Source organism: Pseudomonas benzenivorans, assembly GCF_033547155.1.
GTDB lineage: Bacteria > Pseudomonadota > Gammaproteobacteria > Pseudomonadales > Pseudomonadaceae > Aquipseudomonas > Aquipseudomonas benzenivorans_B.
Map to the genome: position 1 here is coordinate 832,200 of NZ_CP137892.1, position 16,273 is coordinate 848,472.

Sequence of the window (16,273 nt, forward strand, 5' to 3'; positions counted from 1 at the left end):
CTGCGGCCCTTTTCATTGAGCGGAAGGATCAGGCCGGTTCGGCACTGGCTTCTTCGTGGACGGTCTCGGTCTTGGCCGGCTCACGGGGGCGGATAAATTTCCAGTCGGCCTCGTCGATGTAGATGCCGGCCGGGCCGCTGCCGCCTTCCAGGTCGATGGCCACATGGGCCGAGACCTGCGGCTTGACCGAGGCGAGGATGGGCACGAAGCCCAGCTGCAGGCTGGTCTCGATCAGTGCCTGCTGGTTGCGCTCGTCGATATCGGCAGCCTCGTCCAGGTAGTAGGGCAGGCGCACCCGTCCGGCCTGCTCGCGGTCCATCAGGTGCAGCAGCAGGTACATGTTGGTCAGCGCCTTGATGGTCATGGTGGTGCCGTTGGAGGCCGCCCCGTCGATGTCGGTGTGGATCACCGGTTGGCCGCCGACCTTGGTGATCTCGAAGGCCAGCTCGAACAGGTCCTTGAGGCCCAGCTGGTTCTGGTTGGCCGCCACCAGGCGCGCCAGGTACTCCTTGGCCTGCTCGTTCCTGGCGTCCTGCTCGCTGTTCTGCTGCAGGTCGAACACCGACAGGGTCTCGCCTTCCTCGTACTGGCCGGCGCTGTGGATGATCTGGTCGATGTGCTTGAGCGCCTCCTTGTTCGGCGCCAGGACGATGCGGAAACTCTGCAGGTTGGAGACCTGGCGCCTGTTGATCTCGCGGTTGAACAGCGCCAGCTGGTGTTCCAGGTTGTCGTAGTCGCTACGGATATTGCGCAGGGTGCGGGCGATGTCGGTGACCGCGGCGCGGCGCGCCTTGGCCAGGGTCAGGGCCTCGTCCTGGCGGTGCGCGTAGGCGTTGACCAAGAGCTGCAGGCGCCGCTCGACGTCGTCCTCGCTGTCGAACTTGGCCACCCCTTTCAGGCGCACCTGGGCATACAACGCCTCGATCTGCCCGTCCACGCGCTGCAGACCCTGCCAGGCATCCTGGTAGTCGTTGAGCAGCGGCAGCAGGTTGTCCAGGCTGTCGTCCACCGGGTCGGTGAAGGGCGTGCCGAACGGCAGGTCGGCCGGCAGCAGCTGGCGGCGGCGCAGGGCGTCGTCCAGGGTGCGCTGCTTGGCTTCCAGGTCGGCCAACTGGCGGCCGACCAGCTGCAGCTTGGCCGACAGCTGCTGGACCCGCTCGGCGAAGGCGTCGCTGGTACGGCGCAGCTCGTCCTGGGCGGCTTCCAGCTGGGCCAGCTGTTCCAACTTATCGGCCTCTTCGGCAGAGAGCGTCTGGCTGCGGCGGAAGTCCTCCAGGGCCTTCTGCGCGTCCAGCACGGCCTGGTACAGCGCCTCGGCCTGGGCCTTGCTGGCGGCGCGGTCGGCGGCCACCGCCTGCTGGGTCTTGAGCTGCTTGAGTTCGCGCTCCAGGCGGTCCTTCTGGTCGCGCAGGGCGGCGCGGTCGGCCAGGGCCTGCAGGGCCGGGGGCTCGATATGGGACAGGTCGATGGACAGGCCCGGCACGCTGAAGGTATCGCCCTTGAAGCGCTCCAGCACCGCCTCGACGGCTTTCACCCAGTCATCGCCTTCGGCCTGGATGCCTTTCTCGCCCAGGGGCAAGCTGAATAGCTGGCCGTTGAACAGGCGCATCAGGCGGTCCACGTCCTGCTGGCTGAACTCCTCGCGCAGCCGTGCGTAGCTGTTGTTGTCGGCGTGGTCGAGCTGCTGTCTGACCGACTTGAGGCGCTTCTCCAGGTCGCGCAGGCGCTCGTCCAGATCTTCGCTGGAGAACTGCCGCGACTGCGCCAGGGCACCGGCCAGTTCGTCGTGGGCGTCCTTGGCGGCCAGCAGCTGGGCCTCCAGCACTTGGGCATTGTCGATCAGGGCGAAACGGTTCTTCAGCACGGCCAGCTCGCCGAGCCAGCGCTGGATCTCGCTGATCGCCCGCTCCAGGCGCATCAGCTCGGCGGTGCCGCCGCGCTGTTCCTGCTGCAGGCCGTCCTGCTCGCCCTGGTAGTGCTCGGCCTGGATCACCAGCTCCTCGCGGCGGGCGCCGGCGTAGTCCTGCCAGGTGCCGAGCAGCGCGTCGAGCAGCGGCGAGAGGCGGTGCAGCTTGCCGCGCAGCTGCTCGCGCTGGGCCACGCCGGCGCTCAGGGCCTCGATCAAGGGGCCGGCGGCGACCAGGGCCTGGTAGTCCTGCTCCATGCGGCGCACGTCGCGGAAGGCCTCCTCGGTGGCGGCGATATAGTCGACGCTGCCCGAGCGCAGGCTGTGCTCGAAGGCATCGAGGAACAGCTGTTTCAACTTCGCCGCGGTAATCTCGCGCATGTGCAGCAGGTTGATAAACAGCGCGCGGAAGGTCTTCAGGCTCTGCTCGCTGGTCGAGCGCAGCGGAATCAGCGTCAGGTCCAAGGGGATGCTGGTGTGACCGCCGACCAGCAGACGGCGCAGTTCGTCGGGCTTGAGCTCGTAGGCCTTGAGGCCGGCGCGCTCGAGGTTGGCGAACAGCTCGCGCTGACGCAGGCAGGTGCCGTTGTTCTGGTAGTGCTCCAGGTCCAACTCGCCCTGGTAGGCGAAGAACTGGTGGCCGAAACCGCCGCCCGGGCCGCGCCCGGCCACGCCGATCACGTGGGGGCCGTGGGGCAGGGCGACTTCGACGAGGATGTAGCTGGTGTCGCTGGCGAAGTAGAACTTGCGCGACTGCTCCAGGCTGTACTTGCCGAAGCTCATGTCCGACATGCGCGCCAGGATGGGAAACTGCAGGGCGTTGATCGAGGCGGACTTGCCCAGGTTGTTGGCGCCGTACACCGACAGCGGGTTCTCCAGCGGGAACAGGCCGAGGCTGTAGCCGGCGGTGTTCAGCAGGGCGAAGCGGCGGATGCCGTAGCGTTCCTGGCTCATGCGTCGATCTCCTGGGCGGCACGTTCTTCGGCCATGGCGCGGGCCAGGGCGTCTTCTTCGGATTCCTCGGTGGCGAATTCGTCGAGGGCGATGATCGCCTCGCCGCTGTCGTCATCGAGCAGCAGCGGTGCCGGCAGGTGCAGGTCGCTGCTGTGCAGGCTGGCGGCCAGGTCGCGGTCGTGCTGCACGCTGAGGCAGACGTCGAGGAAGCGGTGCATCGGCGGCAGGAAACGGTACACGCCGTTGCTGTCCTCGGCGAAGCCGAGCTGGGTCAGGCGGCGGATGATCTTGTCCTCCAGCTCGTCCTGGGTGGTGACCTCGGCCTGGAGGAACAGGTCGCGGTACTTGTCCAGCAGCGCCGGCAGCTCGTCGCGGCCGATGCTGCCGCCGTCCAGCACGCTGAGCGGATCGCGGCCCTGGTCCGCCAAATGTTCCACGAGGATAAAGGTGAACAGCGCCAGGCGCTGGGCGGTCTTGTTGACCTGGGCGCCCATCTGCTCGGGGACGAAGTAATAGAAGCCGCGCGGATCGCACACCAGCTCGAAGCCGAGGGCCTTGAACAGCATGCGGTACTGGTCCTGCTGGCTGGACAGCTGGGCGTAACACTCCGGCTCGCTGCGCGACAGGTGGTAGCCCTTGAACAGCTCGCGGAAGATCGCCGCCAGCTGGGTCATTTCTTTCAAATCGATATTCATGCGGAGGTCATTCCTGGCGCAGGCTTGATCAGGGCGTAGGAGCTCAGGCTCAGCTGATGCTCGCGGGTCAGGTAGTCACGGCGCTCCAGGCGCTCACGCTCGAAGCGCGCGTCGCGGGACAGGCGCGAGAACCAGTAGAGCAGCTCGTCGGTGGCGCCTTCCGGCTCCTGCTCCAGCAGCCAGAGCATCAGGTCGGGCAGCGGCAGGGCCTGCTCGCAGCGCTCGAGCATCTCGCGGGCGGTCTTCGGTGCCTTGGGCGCGCCGCTCTTGCGCGTGGCGCCGGCCTTGGGGAAGTGCGCCGGTTTGGACTCGAAGCGGGCCAGGGCGTAGACGTAGGCCTCGACCTGGGAGGCGCTGCCGAGGAAGGTGCTCTGCGGCCGGGTGAACAGCGGCAAGGCCGCCTGGGGCACGGCATCCAGGCCCTTCTTGCGGATCACCGACAGGGCCAGCGCCGCGCCGCGGGTCACGGCGTTGTGCCGGCGCGCCTCCTCGCGCAGCGGCAGCAGCAGTTCGCGGGCCTTGCGCAGGGTCAGCTGGGCGGTGGTCTGCATCTCCAGGATGCGCGCGTGGGTGCGCAGCAGCAGGTCGTCGTCGACCAGTTGGCCGAGGCGCTGCTGCTCGCCGAGCAGGCGCAGCAGCACGTGCTCGACACGGTACACGCCCTGCTCGAAGGCACCGTCGGCGGCCACCAGCTGGATCATCGGCTCGACGTACTCGTCCCAGGTGGCCAGCACCTCGGCATAGCGCTGGCGCAGGGGGATCTGTCGGTCGCTGGTCTTGGCTCGCTCGGCCACGGCGATCAGCGCCTGTTCGTCGTTGCCCAGTTTCTTCAGGACATCCCGCACGCGCATGTCGAGCAGGCGCAGCTGGCGCGCCAGGTCGGCGGCGTCGCGCACCTCGAAGGCGTCCTGGATATAGCCGGCCAGGCGCTCCAGGTGGCGCAGGTAGGCCTCGATCTCCAGGCACAGGCCGAGGCGGTGTTCGCGGCGCAGGTAGGCGAGGAAGTCGTGGATCTGCGCGTTGAGCTCGAAGCGGTTGGGGCTCTTGGCCACCGGCACCAGGATGTCCAGGCGGATCCACTGGTCGAGCAGGGCGGTGATGTCGGTGGGCGTACCCTCCGGCAGCTGGGCGGCGAGCTGGTTGCGCAGCTCGACCAGGCTCAGGGTGCCGGCGTCGAAACGCTCGCACAGCGGCTCGAGCAGGGTCCAGTGTTCGGCGAGGGCGCGCAGTACGCGCTTGGGGTCGATCATCGCGGGGCTGGTCGTTCAATCGGAGAAAGGCGGCGATTGTACTGCATCGACCGGGCTGTGCCTGCGCGCGAACCGATCGGAGGCGCAGGTGACGCAACGCGGCAGTTTCGGACGGACTGGGCTTGCGGTATCGCCTCGAGGCGGCCCGCAAGGCCCGATCAAGTCGTTGATTTTCTTGGCATGCTTTCTGCGATGCCCGTTGCGACATCCATTGCCGAGCGAGCCTATCTTGTCCGCCTCCGCCGCCTATATCGATGAATGCTGGAACGCGTTGCAGGGGCAACCGGACCTGGCCTGGGACCTCGACGCCATCAGCGACCGGGCCGAGGCCATCGCCTTCCTGCAACGTTTCGAGAATCGTCTGTGCGTTTACTCGGGCTACGTGCAGAAGCTCTACAGCAATTACAGCTTCGTGGTGCCGCAGAGCGATCATGGCGACATCACCGTCCTGCCGGACGAGCAGGCCTGGCACGACACCTTCCACGACATCCCGGCCCATGCCGTGGCGCCGACCGGGGTGCATATCCTGCCGGGCGAAACCCTGGGGCGCAGCGGCCTGTACCTGAAGATTCCCCACGGCAACCGGCTGGTGGCCTCCGCCGAGCTGCCCTTTCAGCAGGGCTTGAAGCTGCTGATCCAGCGTTACCAGGCGCGGGGCGAAGATTTCCTGCCGGTGCTGGTCAAGGGCGACCTGCGCGAGTACGAGGCGCGCATGCCGTCGCTGCATCTGCATCGCATCGACCTGACTCGTCTGGGGCACTGCTCGCAGCTGAGCCGCAACGCCATCAAGGGGGCGATTGCCGAGCACCTGCTCGGGCTGTTTCGCCAGGGCTGAGCTCGGCCGGCGCCGGGCGCCGGCCTCTGCAGGCACGGGCCCGGCGGCGATGCTTGTCGACTGCGGCGACCACACGGCCGCTGCGGGCTTTCCGTAAGGCCCTTTTCACGCCACAATTCCTCAATTGAGTGCCGCCACCAGTCGGCACAGTCTGCCTGAGTTCCGCCGCATCCAAGGCCGGGCCACGAGGAGTCGAGCATGAGCAGCAGCGACCGCGTCATTATTTTCGATACCACCCTGCGCGACGGCGAGCAGAGCCCCGGCGCGTCCATGACCGGCGAGGAGAAGCTGCGCATCGCCAAGGCCCTGGAGCGCCTGCGCGTGGACGTGATCGAGGCCGGCTTCGCCATCGCCAGCCCGGGCGACTTCGCCGCGGTCAAGGCGATTGCCGACAGCATCAAGGACAGCACCGTGTGCAGCCTCTCGCGGGCGGTGGACGCCGACATCGACCGCGCCGCCGAGGCGCTGGCCGGGGCCAACTCCGGTCGCATCCACACCTTTATCGCCACCAGCCCGATCCACATGCAGTACAAGCTGCGCATGCAGCCGGACCAGGTGGTCGAGCAGGCGGTGCACGCGGTCAAGCGCGCGCGCAACCTGTGCAGCGATGTGGAATTCTCCTGCGAGGACGCCGGCCGCTCGGAGCTGGACTTCCTCTGCCGCATCATCGAGGCGGCCATCGACGCCGGGGCGCGCACCATCAACATCCCCGACACCGTCGGCTATGCCATTCCGCACCAGTACGCCGAGACCATCCGCCAGCTGCTCAATCGCATCCCCAACGCCGACAAGGCGGTGTTCTCGGTGCACTGCCACAACGACCTGGGCCTGGCCGTGGCCAACTCCCTGGCGGCGGTGGTGGCCGGCGCGCGCCAGGTCGAGTGCACCATCAACGGTCTGGGCGAGCGGGCCGGCAACGCGGCGCTGGAGGAGATCGTCATGGCGATCAAGACCCGCCAGGACCTGCTCGGCGTGCACACCAACATCGACACCCCGCACATCCTCAGCACCTCGCGCATGGTCTCGGGCATCACCGGTTTCCCGGTGCAGCCGAACAAGGCCATAGTCGGCGCCAACGCCTTCGCCCATGAGTCGGGCATCCACCAGGACGGCGTGCTCAAGCACCGCGAGACCTACGAGATCATGTCGGCGCAGTCGGTCGGCTGGCACACCAACAAGCTGTCGCTGGGCAAGTTGAGCGGGCGCAACGCCTTCCGCTCGCGCCTGGACGAGCTGGGCATCGCCCTGGCCGGCGAGGCCGAGTTGAACGCCGCCTTCGCCCGCTTCAAGGAGCTGGCCGACAAGAAGCACGAGATCTTCGACGAGGATCTGCAGGCGCTGGTCTCCGATACCCTCGGCGAGGAGGCGCCGGAGCACTTCAAGCTGGTGACCCTGGAGGTGGCCAGCAAGACCGGCGAGGTGCCTCAGGCCAAGCTGGTGCTCAGCGTCGACGGTGCCGAGCGCGGCGCCGAGTCCCAGGGCTCGGGGCCGGTGGACGCGACCTTCAAGGCCATCGAGTCGATCGCCGGCTCCAACGCCAACCTGCAACTCTATTCGGTCAACGCCATCACCCAGGGCACCGATTCCCAGGGCGAGGTCACCGTACGCCTGGAGAAAGCCGGACGCATCGTCAACGGCAACGGCGCCGACACCGATATCCTGGTGGCCTCGGCCAAGGCCTATATCAACGCGCTGAACCTGATGCAGGCCGGGCAGAAGGCCCATCCGCAGGTGGCTGACGTTTGATTGCAGAACTGCGCCGCCGTGCCTATCTGAGCGCCATGCAGGTGGCCAGCTGGCTGCCGCGGGTGGACTTGCCCTTCGCCGCGCCGTCGCGGCCGGAGCTGCTGGCGCCGCCCGAGCCGGAGCAGCCGGCCGATGAGGCGCCGACCGTGCAGGCGCTGCGCGAGGGCGTGGCGCCGGCGCCAGCCGCCCCGGCGGCCGAGCGGCCGAAGATCGAGGTGCCCAAGCCTGCCGCCACGGCCCGCAACGCCAGGCCCGAGGTGGCCGAAGCCGCGGACGACAAGCCCGGGGCGACGAGGGCGGCGGCTGTGCCGCCACCGCGTTTCGCCCTGCAACTGCTGCGTGCCGGCGACTGCGCCGTGCTGGTCGAACTGCCCACCGGCGAGCCGCTGCAGGGGCGCGATCCGGCCTACCTGCTGCTCAAGGACCTGCTGCGTGCCGCCGGCTTGCCGGACAGCCCGCACACCATCGGCGAGCCGGTGCGCTGGCCGTTGCTGGTGCGCGGCAATATGGACCAGGGGCCGCAGGCGGCGCTGGAGTTCGTACAGAGCTTCGTCGCCGCGCGCCTGGAGGAACAGGCGCCCTGCGCCTGTCTGTGGCTGGTCGGCCTGCCGGCCGTGCGCTTCGCCGGCGAGGCCGACGCCGAGGCCTACAACCGCGAGCTGCAGGTCGAGGGGCTGGGGGCGGCCTGGGCCTTGCCGGGCCTGGAACTGTTGATGGACGAGCCGCAGCGCAAACGCGAGCTGTGGCAGGCGATGCGCCGGGTGCGCCAACGCTGGACGAGTGGGGCGCAATGAGCGACGCGATTTCCTTCCGCCCGATGACCGAGGCGGATCTCGAGGCCGTGCTGAAAATCGAGTACGCCGCCTTCAGCCATCCCTGGACCCGCGGCATTTTCGCCGACAGCCTCAAGTCCTACGACTGCTGGCTGATGTTCGAGGGCGGCCAGCAGGTCGGCCATGGGGTGATCAACGTGATCATCGACGAGGCCCATCTGCTGAATATCACCGTCAAGCCGGAGAACCAGGGCCGCGGTCTGGGCTTGCGCCTGCTGGAGTTCCTCATGCAGCGCGCCCTGCAGCTCAAGGCCGGGGAGTGCTTCCTCGAGGTGCGCGCCAGCAACCAGGCGGCCTACCGCCTGTACGAGCGTTATGGCTTCAACGAGGTCGGCCGGCGCCGCGACTACTACCCGGCCGTGGGCGGGCGCGAGGATGCCCTGGTGATGGCCTGTACCCTGATCGACTGAGGGCCTAGCGCTCGGCGCCGGGCGGGGGGCGTCGCGTCGGGCGCTCGTCTTCCTCCAGGCCGAAGTCGTTGTCGTCCTCCTCGACGACGCTCAGCTCATGGTCCGCCGGCTGCTCGCCGCCTTCCTCGTAGGGGGAGCGGGCGCCGTCTTCGTGGATCAGGTCCTCCAGGTCGGCGTCGTCCTTGTCGGGCCCATGTCCCGGCGGCGCGTCTTCGCTCAGGCCGGCCTCCCGCCGCTGGCTGCGCTCGAACTCCTCGATCAGCTCGTGTTCCGGCGCATCGTCTTCCGGCAAGTCGTCCAGGGTGTCATCCTGCTCGACTGTTGTGCGCCTGTCCGGGTCCCGGTCGGTTGGGGTCGCAGGCATCTAGATGCCTCCTCTGCAGGGGTTACATAGGGTGGACGCCGCGGACGACGAAAGATTCCGCTGGCCAGCTGTCGGGGCTGATAGGGCGCTGACCCGATTGGCGAGTGGCGGCGGCTCGATCCGTCGCTGCCCGGCGGCCGGAGTTGCAGGATACTGCCGGGCCTGTCGGTCGGCCCGCCGCCGTCAGTGCCCTTTTGTCAGAGGACCCCCGATGCCTTCGTTTCGCCCCTGGATCGCCATCTGCTGCCTGCTGCTGGCCGGCCTGGCGCCCGCCGCCGAGCGCAGTTTCACCATCCTGCACACCAACGACTGGCAGTCGCGCCTGCTCGGCTTCGGCCCCAACAACGAGTACAGCCCGGCCACCACCCACGACGACACGACGGTCGGCGGCGTCGCGCGCCTGGCCAGCCTGGTCGCGGCGCGCCGTGCGGCCGCCGGCGAGCAGCCGGTGCTGCTGCTGGACGGCGGCGATTTCACCATGGGCACGCTGTTCCATACCCTCAGCCGCGAGCTGGGTGGCGAGCTGCGTCTGCTCAGCGAGCTGGGCTACGACGGCGCGACCCTGGGCAACCATGAGTTCGATTTCCGTCCGGCCGGTCTGGCGGCGATGATCGCCGCGGCGCACCAGGCCCAGGGCCCGGCGCTGGTGCCGCTGCTGGCGAGCAACCTGGGCTTCGACCCCGAACGGCCGGAAGACGACAGCCTGCAGGCGCACTACGATGCCGGGCGCATCCTGCCCTACAAGGTGATCGACAAGGGCGGCATCCGTTTCGGCCTGTTCGGCCTGCTCGGCAACAACGCGGTGGCGGTCAGTCCCATGATCAAGCCGCTGCGCTTCGCCGATCCGGTGGCCACCGCCCGGGCCATGGTCAAGAAACTGCGGGAGGAGGAGGGCGCCGAGGTGGTGATCCTGCTCTCGCACATGGGGGTGGTCGAGCAGGCCGACGGCAGCTGGCGCGGCGAGGAGGTGGAGCTGGTCGAGCAGGTGCCGGGTATCGATCTGGTGGTCGGCGGTCACTCCCACACCGCCCTGTCCCGGCCGCTGCTGGTGAACGGACGCACCCCGGTGATGCAGGCCGGCTCGGAGATCCAGTATCTCGGCGAGCTGCGCATGCGCCTGGACGACGGCGGCCAGACGCAGCTGGTCGATTACCGGCTGCACCCGATCGACGACCGTATCGCCGGCGATGCGGCCATCACCGCGCGGGTCGAGGACTTCAAACGGGTGGTCGGCGAGCGCATGCTGGCACCCAAGGGCTTCGCCTTCGATCAGCCGCTGGCCAGGGTCGAGCGCAGCCTGACCCGTGACTTTGCCGACCCGGTGCTGGCCAATCTGGTCACCGACGCCTTGCGCCAGGCCACCGGCAGCGATGTGGCCTTCACCGGCAACGGCACCATTCGCGACGACCTGATCCGGGGCCGCCATGGCGTGCAGAGCGTCTCCGACCTGTTCCGCATCGCCCCGCTGGGCATCGGCCAGTTCGACGATGCTCCGGGCTATCCGTTGCTCAAGGTGTATGTCACGGGACGGGAGCTGAAGAACCTGCTGGAGGTGCTGCTGCTGGCCTACCAGATGCGCGACAGCCGCAGTTACTACCCACGCCTGTCCGGTCTGCGCTTCGCCTATAACCCCTACCGGGTGCCGTTCGATCGGGTCAGCCGCATCGAGCTGGGCGACCCGCGGCGCGGTTATCGGCCTCTGGATCTGGATGACGCACGGCTCTACAGCATCGGTGCCACCAGTTACGTCGGCAGTTTCACCTGGCTGGTCGGCGACCTGACCAAGGGCCTGCTCGATGTGCAGCCCAAGGACGCTCAGGGGCGCCCGCTGGTCGACCTCAAGGCGGCGATCATCGACAGCGACCCGGCGACGCCGGGGGTGCAGGAGTACAAGGAGTGGCAGGGCCTGCTCGACCATGTACGCGGCCTGCCCGACCTGGATGGCGATGGCCTGGCCGACATCCCGGTGCAGGGCGCGGCGGCCGAGCAACGCATGCTGCGCGAGCCGAGCCTGCACCCCGCCGCACTGTACCGTTATGCCGGTCCGCTGCAGTGGGGCGCCAGCCTGCTGTTGGTGGCCGTCTTGCTGGCACTCTATTGGTTCTGCGCTCGCCTGCGTCGCAGTCGCGCCGCCCGCCTGGCGCCGGCCTGAGCCGCCTGCGCTGGCCGTGACCTCGGTCACGGCCGGCTTGCCAAAGGTCCCGTGGGCTCCTTATGGTGCGCCTCGGTACTCTCCAGAGCAGGCGGCATGAACGATCCACAGCACCTTTTCGACAGTGAGGTCTGCCGGGCAACGGCGATCATCCAGAATGTCCCGGCATCGGTCGCCAAGCGGGCGTGCCAGCTGCTGGCCAGCGTCAGCCATATCCCCATGGCCCAGGGGGCCCATAACCGCAGTCAGGCGCTGGCGGCCCCCCAGCCTGGGCTCGCTCGGCAGGGGCTGGGGGTATGAGCCGTTCCCACGGGCTGGCTGTGCTGGGGCTCTTGCTGGCGGTGCTCTGCTGGTCGGGTAACGCCCTGGTGGCGCGGGCATTCTCCACTGAGATTCCGCCCTTCGCCCTGTCGTTCTGGCGCTGGAGCCTGGCCCTTGCGTTGTTGTTGCCGTTCGCCGCGCTGCCGCTGTGGCGCCATCGCGCGGCCCTGCGTCAGGCCGGTTGGCGTCTGCTGGCGCTGGGCGGGCTGGGCATCGCCGGCTACAACTCGCTGCTGTACAGCGCCGCGCAGACCACAGTGGCGATCAACATCACCCTGGTCAATACCTGCCTGCCGCTGATGACCTTTATCGGTGCCGGTCTGCTCCTCGATGAATGGCCGCAGCGGCGCGCCTGGTGGGGCATGGGCCTGGCGGCGCTCGGTCTGCTGGTGTTGATCGGCCAGGGCAGCCTGGAGAGGCTGCTGGCGCTGTCGTTCAATCCGGGCGACCTGATCATGCTGCTGGCGGTGGTCGACTGGACGCTGTACTCCCTGCTGCTGCGGCGTTGGGCCCGCTACCTGTTGCCGATCCCGCCGCTGGCGCTGCTCGGGGCGTTGATGCTGCTCGGCCTGCCGCTGATCCTGCCGTTCTACCTCTACGAGCTGGCCCAGGGCGCGGGCTTCACGGTCAGCCCCGCCAACCTGGGCGCCATCGCCTATACGGCGGTGTTCGCCTCGCTGCTCGCCTACCTGGCGTGGAACCACGGCGTGCGTGTGCTCGGTGCCGCCAGGGCGGCGTTGTCCAATTACCTGATGCCGGTGTTCACCGCGGTGTTTGGCTGGCTGTTGCTGGGGGAGGGGGTGCAGCCCTTTCACTGGCTGGGCGGTGGCCTGATCTTCGCCGGCTTGCTGCTGGGCTCGCAGTTGGCCGCCAGACGTTGATTCAGAGCGGTGCTCGGAGTGCGCACCCCGTCCCGGCTGCCGGGGGCGGCCGACAAAGCAAGACGCCCCCGAGCTCTGCAGGCAGTAGCACTGCCGTTGGAGTCCGGGGGCGTCAGGGCCGGGCTAGGGCGTCGCCCGGCGAGCGGTAACCATTCAGCCACTCACTGTGCGGTGGATCAGGCTCCAGCCAGGGCCGGGTTACGCGGCACGGTTGCGAGGGCAAGTTCGCCAACCTGGTTCGCCTCACGCTTCTTCGCCCACTGGGTGAGCAGCACCATCGCGACGAAGCCGCCGACGATCATCACCGGGTAGGCGGCGAGGATTTCGGTCAGCGAGTACTTCCAGGACAGCGGGCGACCGACGCCCAGCATCGCGGCATAGAACCAGGAAACCCCCGACAGCGCACCGGCGAACAGGGCGAACAGGCGCATGCTGAAGTTCAACTCGAGCAGCGAGCCGGCCTTCTGCAGGGCGGGCAGCACCAGACCGTGCAGCAGCATGCCGTTGAAGGTCAGCAGCATCACGATGGTGATCTTGGCCTGCAGCTTGGGATTGAGCAGATAGGACAGGCCGTTGGCATTGATGTCGAGCCAGATGATGGCGATGCCACTGACCCAGAGTACCGCCAGCGCAGCGGACACGGACTTCTGCAGGCTCTCCATGTGCTGGCTGTCCTGCAGGTGGGATTTCCCCCCCTTGAACAATTCTTTGATCATCGCGAAATCGCTGCTCAGCACCATGCCGATGGCGACACAGCAAGCGATCAGGTGCGCATACACTATCCCTAGGCGCATAAACTCCATGGTGGTCTTCTGCTCAAACAGCGCAGTAATGATAGTGAAATCCATGGTTGCCTCTTTTATTCAGGTGAGCCGCACAATCAGGGAGTTGTGGGTCATTTAGGGTTTTTACATTTGCAGTTAAGAAACGGGTCCAGTATCGATTCTCGGCCTCAAGATGAAGCGCCCAATCGGCTTACAACCTGGCGAATGAGCCTCTAGTCATTCGATTTCCTCTTTCAAAAGTAAAAAGCTCCCTCTGCACATGACTCGTGCCTGTGAGAAAAAGCTCCTGGGGTTTGCATGAAAGCGAGGCGAATGCCGCCGCCGTCGTCTGGCTACTTTCTGAGCAGCAGGATGTGGATTTGTTCATTTTTTGATCGAAAATGGCGACGAGCGGTATGAGGTAGACAGGCTGTAGTCGCTTCGCCTTTGCACCAATGGGACTTTCACGCAGCATATGTGTATGCTATCAGTGATTGCATTGGTTGCGCCGGAGGGGTATATGGCCAGCATCACGATTCGTAACCTAGATGATGATCTCAAGGCGCAGCTGCGCGTTGTGGCGGCGAGTCACGGCCGTTCAATGGAGGAGGAGGCGCGCATGATCATCCGCCAAGCCCTTTCTCGTCAGGATAAGCGCGGTGGCTTGGGCAGCCGCATCCATGCCCGATTCGCAGCCGTGGGGGGGGGGGAACTGGCGCTTCCAGAGCGCAAGGATAAAGCCCGAGCAGCGAGCTTTGATGAATGATCCTGCTTGATACCAATGTATTGTCCGAACTCATGCGAGCGAAGCCAGAACCTCAGGTCTTGGCCTGGGTGGACGCGCAGTCTGTTAGCGAGTTGGTGATCTGCTCAGTCACCGTGGCCGAGATCCTGTATGGCATCGCACGGATGCCGGATGGCAAGCGCAAGCAAGGCTTGTTGGATCTGGCTTCCGCCATGTTTGATGAAGACTTTGCCGGCAACATTCTGCCTTTCGATGCGGATGCAGCAGTGCACTACGCAGAGATAGCGGCGGCCAGTGAGGCGCGGGGGAGGGTAGTGGATATGGCGGATGCGCAGATCGCGGCCATCGGCCGGTTGCATGATGCGGTAGTAGCTACGCGCAACATCCGTCATTTCGAGTCGCTCGGCGTGGAGCTGGTAGACCCTTGGAGCACCTAGAAAACAGCCCGGTAGTCGGGATGTAGTCTGTTTGTAGTCTGGAGCCAGAAACGACAAAGGGCTAGCTTTCGCTAACCCTTTGTTTTGTATGGTGGCTACACCGGGACTTGAACCTGGGACATCAGCATTATGAATGCTGCGCTCTAACCGACTGAGCTATGTAGCCAAGTGGCGCGCATTATTCGCGTCAGCGGGCTGGCTGTCAACCCTGTTTCGCGAAAATTTATGCGCGCGATCAAGCGCTTAGACGTTGAAGCGGAAGTGCATGACGTCGCCGTCCTTGACGATGTACTCCTTGCCTTCCAGGCGCCACTTGCCAGCTTCCTTGGCGCCGGCTTCGCCCTTGTACTGGATGAAGTCGTCGTAGGCGATGACTTCGGCGCGGATGAAGCCCTTCTCGAAGTCGGTGTGGATCACGGCGGCGGCCTGGGGGGCGGTGGCGCCGATGCGTACGGTCCAGGCGCGCACTTCCTTGACCCCGGCGGTGAAGTAGGTCTGCAGGTTGAGCAGCTCGTAGCCGGCGCGGATCACTCGGTTGAGGCCGGGCTCTTCCAGGCCCAGGGACTCGAGGAACATGTCCTTCTCCTCGCCGTCTTCCAGTTCGGCGATCTCCGCCTCGATCTTGTTGCACACCGGCACGACCACTGCGCCTTCCTCGGCGGCGATGGCGTTGACCACGTCGAGCAGCGGGTTGTTGTCGAAGCCGTCCTCGGCGACGTTGGCGATGTACATCACCGGCTTGCTGGTCAGCAGATGGAAGCCCTTGACCAGCTGCTTCTCGTCGTCGGCCAGGGTCTTCATCAGGGTGCGGGCCGGCTTGCCCTCGCTGAAGTGGGGGATCAGCTTCTCCAGCAGGGCCTTCTGTGCCACGGCTTCCTTGTCGCCGCCCTTGGCGTTGCGCTGGACCTTCTGCAGCTGCTTCTCGCAGCTGTCGAGGTCGGCGAAGATCAGCTCCAGCTCGATGATCTCGATGTCGCGCTTGGGGTCGACGGTGTTGGCCACGTGGATCACGTTGTCGTCCTGGAAGCAGCGCACCACGTGGGCGATGGCGTCGGTCTCGCGGATATTGGCGAGGAACTTGTTGCCCAGACCCTCGCCCTTGGAGGCGCCGGCGACCAGGCCGGCGATGTCGACGAACTCCATGGTGGTGGGGATCACCCGCTCCGGCTTGACGATGGCCGCCAGGGCGTCCAAGCGCGCATCGGGCATGGGCACGATGCCGCTGTTCGGCTCGATGGTGCAGAAGGGGAAGTTCTCCGCGCTGATCCCGGCTTTGGTCAGGGCATTGAACAGGGTGGACTTGCCGACGTTGGGCAGGCCGACGATGCCGCAGTTGAATCCCATGGTGTGTTCCTCGCGGAGGTGAATTCGGTGGAGAGAGGGTCAGGCTTTCTGGCTGTGCAGTTGTTGCATGGCCTTGGACCAGTCGCCGGCGAGCATTTGCGGTAGCACGCCGAGGGCGAAATCGATGCTGGTATCGAGCAGCTCCTGCTCGCTGCGCGGGGCGCGGCCGAGCACGTAGCCGGAGACCATGCTGCTGTGCCCGGGGTGGCCGATGCCGAGCCGCAGGCGGAAGAAATTATTCTGATTGCCGAGCTGGGCGATGATGTCGCGCAGCCCGTTATGGCCACCGTGCCCGCCACCCTGTTTGAGTTTGGCGACGCCGGGGGGCATGTCGAGTTCGTCGTGAGCCACCAGAATCGCTTCCGCTGGGATGCGGAAGAATTTCGCCAGCGCCGCCACGGACTGGCCGCTGCGGTTCATGTAGGTGGTGGGGATCAGCAGACGAACGTCGCGGCCCTGGTGGCTGAACTTGCCCACCAGGCCGAAATACTTGCGATCGACGCTCAGGTTGGCGCCCTGGCTGGCTGCCAGGCGCTCAACGAAAAGGGCCCCTGCATTGTGCCGGGTCTGGTCGTATTCGGGGCCGGGGTTACCCAGGCCGACGATCAGTTGTACGGCAGTCATGTCAGGAGCCCT

16 protein-coding genes and 1 tRNA gene are annotated in these 16,273 nt (G+C 66.6%); 9 read left to right on the forward strand and 8 right to left on the reverse strand.

The genetic code is table 11. From position 1 onward, the window contains the following. Positions 1–28: 28 nt before the first annotated feature. From mksF to mksB, 3 genes are read right to left on the reverse strand one after another with little or no spacing between them, the layout of a single operon-like run. Entirely contained in the window at positions 29–2,860 is a 2,832-nt protein-coding gene (gene mksF, locus SBP02_RS03850) for an Mks condensin complex protein MksF (protein ID WP_318645085.1), read from the reverse strand. Then, complete coding sequence (gene mksE, locus SBP02_RS03855) at positions 2,857–3,555, reverse strand: Mks condensin complex protein MksE (protein WP_318645086.1); 699 nt, start codon at positions 3,553–3,555, stop codon at positions 2,857–2,859. The genes mksF and mksE overlap by 4 nt, the downstream gene beginning before the upstream one ends. Continuing rightward, positions 3,552–4,805 carry an Mks condensin complex protein MksB gene (gene mksB, locus SBP02_RS03860; protein WP_318645087.1) on the reverse strand — a complete coding sequence of 418 codons (1,254 nt, stop codon included), beginning with the start codon at positions 4,803–4,805 and terminating at the stop codon, positions 3,552–3,554. Before mksB ends, mksE begins: the two co-directional genes overlap by 4 nt. Before the next feature lie 229 nt (positions 4,806–5,034). Between mksB and SBP02_RS03865 the strand changes: the two genes are divergently transcribed. The 4 genes from SBP02_RS03865 (at position 5,035) to rimI (ending at position 8,629) form a co-directional block, all read left to right on the forward strand. Next, positions 5,035–5,640 carry a hypothetical protein gene (locus SBP02_RS03865; RefSeq protein ID WP_369959935.1) on the forward strand — a complete coding sequence of 202 codons (606 nt, stop codon included), beginning with the start codon at positions 5,035–5,037 and terminating at the stop codon, positions 5,638–5,640. A gap of 198 nt (positions 5,641–5,838) precedes the next feature. After that, positions 5,839–7,386 (forward strand): 2-isopropylmalate synthase, encoded by a 1,548-nt coding sequence (locus tag SBP02_RS03870; protein WP_318645088.1) that lies wholly within the window; start codon positions 5,839–5,841, stop codon positions 7,384–7,386. Beyond that, positions 7,383–8,180, forward strand: coding sequence for an energy transducer TonB (locus tag SBP02_RS03875; RefSeq protein WP_318645089.1), 798 nt, complete (start codon positions 7,383–7,385; stop codon positions 8,178–8,180). The genes SBP02_RS03870 and SBP02_RS03875 overlap by 4 nt, the downstream gene beginning before the upstream one ends. Beyond that, complete coding sequence (rimI, locus tag SBP02_RS03880; protein WP_318645090.1) at positions 8,177–8,629, forward strand: ribosomal protein S18-alanine N-acetyltransferase; 453 nt, start codon at positions 8,177–8,179, stop codon at positions 8,627–8,629. The genes SBP02_RS03875 and rimI overlap by 4 nt, the downstream gene beginning before the upstream one ends. A 4-nt stretch (positions 8,630–8,633) precedes the next feature. On the opposite strand, the gene SBP02_RS03885 is transcribed toward rimI, so the two are convergent. Then, positions 8,634–8,993 carry a serine kinase/phosphatase gene (locus tag SBP02_RS03885; protein ID WP_318645091.1) on the reverse strand — a complete coding sequence of 120 codons (360 nt, stop codon included), beginning with the start codon at positions 8,991–8,993 and terminating at the stop codon, positions 8,634–8,636. A gap of 211 nt (positions 8,994–9,204) precedes the next feature. Here SBP02_RS03885 and SBP02_RS03890 point away from each other — a divergent pair, with 211 nt between their 5' ends. From SBP02_RS03890 to SBP02_RS03900, 3 genes are all read left to right on the forward strand, one after another. Beyond that, positions 9,205–11,145 (forward strand): bifunctional metallophosphatase/5'-nucleotidase, encoded by a 1,941-nt coding sequence (locus SBP02_RS03890; protein WP_318645092.1) that lies wholly within the window; start codon positions 9,205–9,207, stop codon positions 11,143–11,145. Between the two features lie 96 nt (positions 11,146–11,241). Then, positions 11,242–11,445 (forward strand): hypothetical protein, encoded by a 204-nt coding sequence (locus SBP02_RS03895; RefSeq protein WP_318645093.1) that lies wholly within the window; start codon positions 11,242–11,244, stop codon positions 11,443–11,445. Further along, positions 11,442–12,347: a DMT family transporter gene (locus tag SBP02_RS03900; RefSeq protein WP_318645094.1), complete on the forward strand. Its 906-nt coding sequence runs from the start codon at positions 11,442–11,444 to the stop codon at positions 12,345–12,347. The genes SBP02_RS03895 and SBP02_RS03900 overlap by 4 nt, the downstream gene beginning before the upstream one ends. A 176-nt stretch (positions 12,348–12,523) precedes the next feature. Here SBP02_RS03900 and SBP02_RS03905 read toward each other — a convergent pair whose 3' ends face one another. Beyond that, positions 12,524–13,195 (reverse strand): hypothetical protein, encoded by a 672-nt coding sequence (locus SBP02_RS03905; protein ID WP_318645095.1) that lies wholly within the window; start codon positions 13,193–13,195, stop codon positions 12,524–12,526. A gap of 436 nt (positions 13,196–13,631) precedes the next feature. Between SBP02_RS03905 and SBP02_RS03910 the strand changes: the two genes are divergently transcribed. Together SBP02_RS03910 and SBP02_RS03915 are read left to right on the forward strand one after the other, a co-directional pair. Then, entirely contained in the window at positions 13,632–13,877 is a 246-nt protein-coding gene (locus tag SBP02_RS03910; protein WP_318645096.1) for a FitA-like ribbon-helix-helix domain-containing protein, read from the forward strand. Next, positions 13,874–14,293 (forward strand): type II toxin-antitoxin system VapC family toxin, encoded by a 420-nt coding sequence (locus tag SBP02_RS03915; RefSeq protein WP_318645097.1) that lies wholly within the window; start codon positions 13,874–13,876, stop codon positions 14,291–14,293. Before SBP02_RS03910 ends, SBP02_RS03915 begins: the two co-directional genes overlap by 4 nt. Positions 14,294–14,382: 89 nt before the next feature. Here the strand turns inward: SBP02_RS03915 and SBP02_RS03920 are convergent. From SBP02_RS03920 to pth, 3 genes are all read right to left on the reverse strand, one after another. Then, a tRNA-Met gene (locus tag SBP02_RS03920) sits at positions 14,383–14,459 on the reverse strand. A gap of 77 nt (positions 14,460–14,536) precedes the next feature. Further along, a complete protein-coding gene (gene ychF / locus SBP02_RS03925; protein WP_318645098.1) occupies positions 14,537–15,637 on the reverse strand; it encodes a redox-regulated ATPase YchF in 1,101 nt (366 codons plus the stop codon). 39 nt (positions 15,638–15,676) lie between these two features. Continuing rightward, a complete protein-coding gene (pth, locus tag SBP02_RS03930) occupies positions 15,677–16,261 on the reverse strand; it encodes an aminoacyl-tRNA hydrolase (RefSeq protein ID WP_318645099.1) in 585 nt (194 codons plus the stop codon). Between the last annotated feature and the right edge of the window lie 12 nt (positions 16,262–16,273).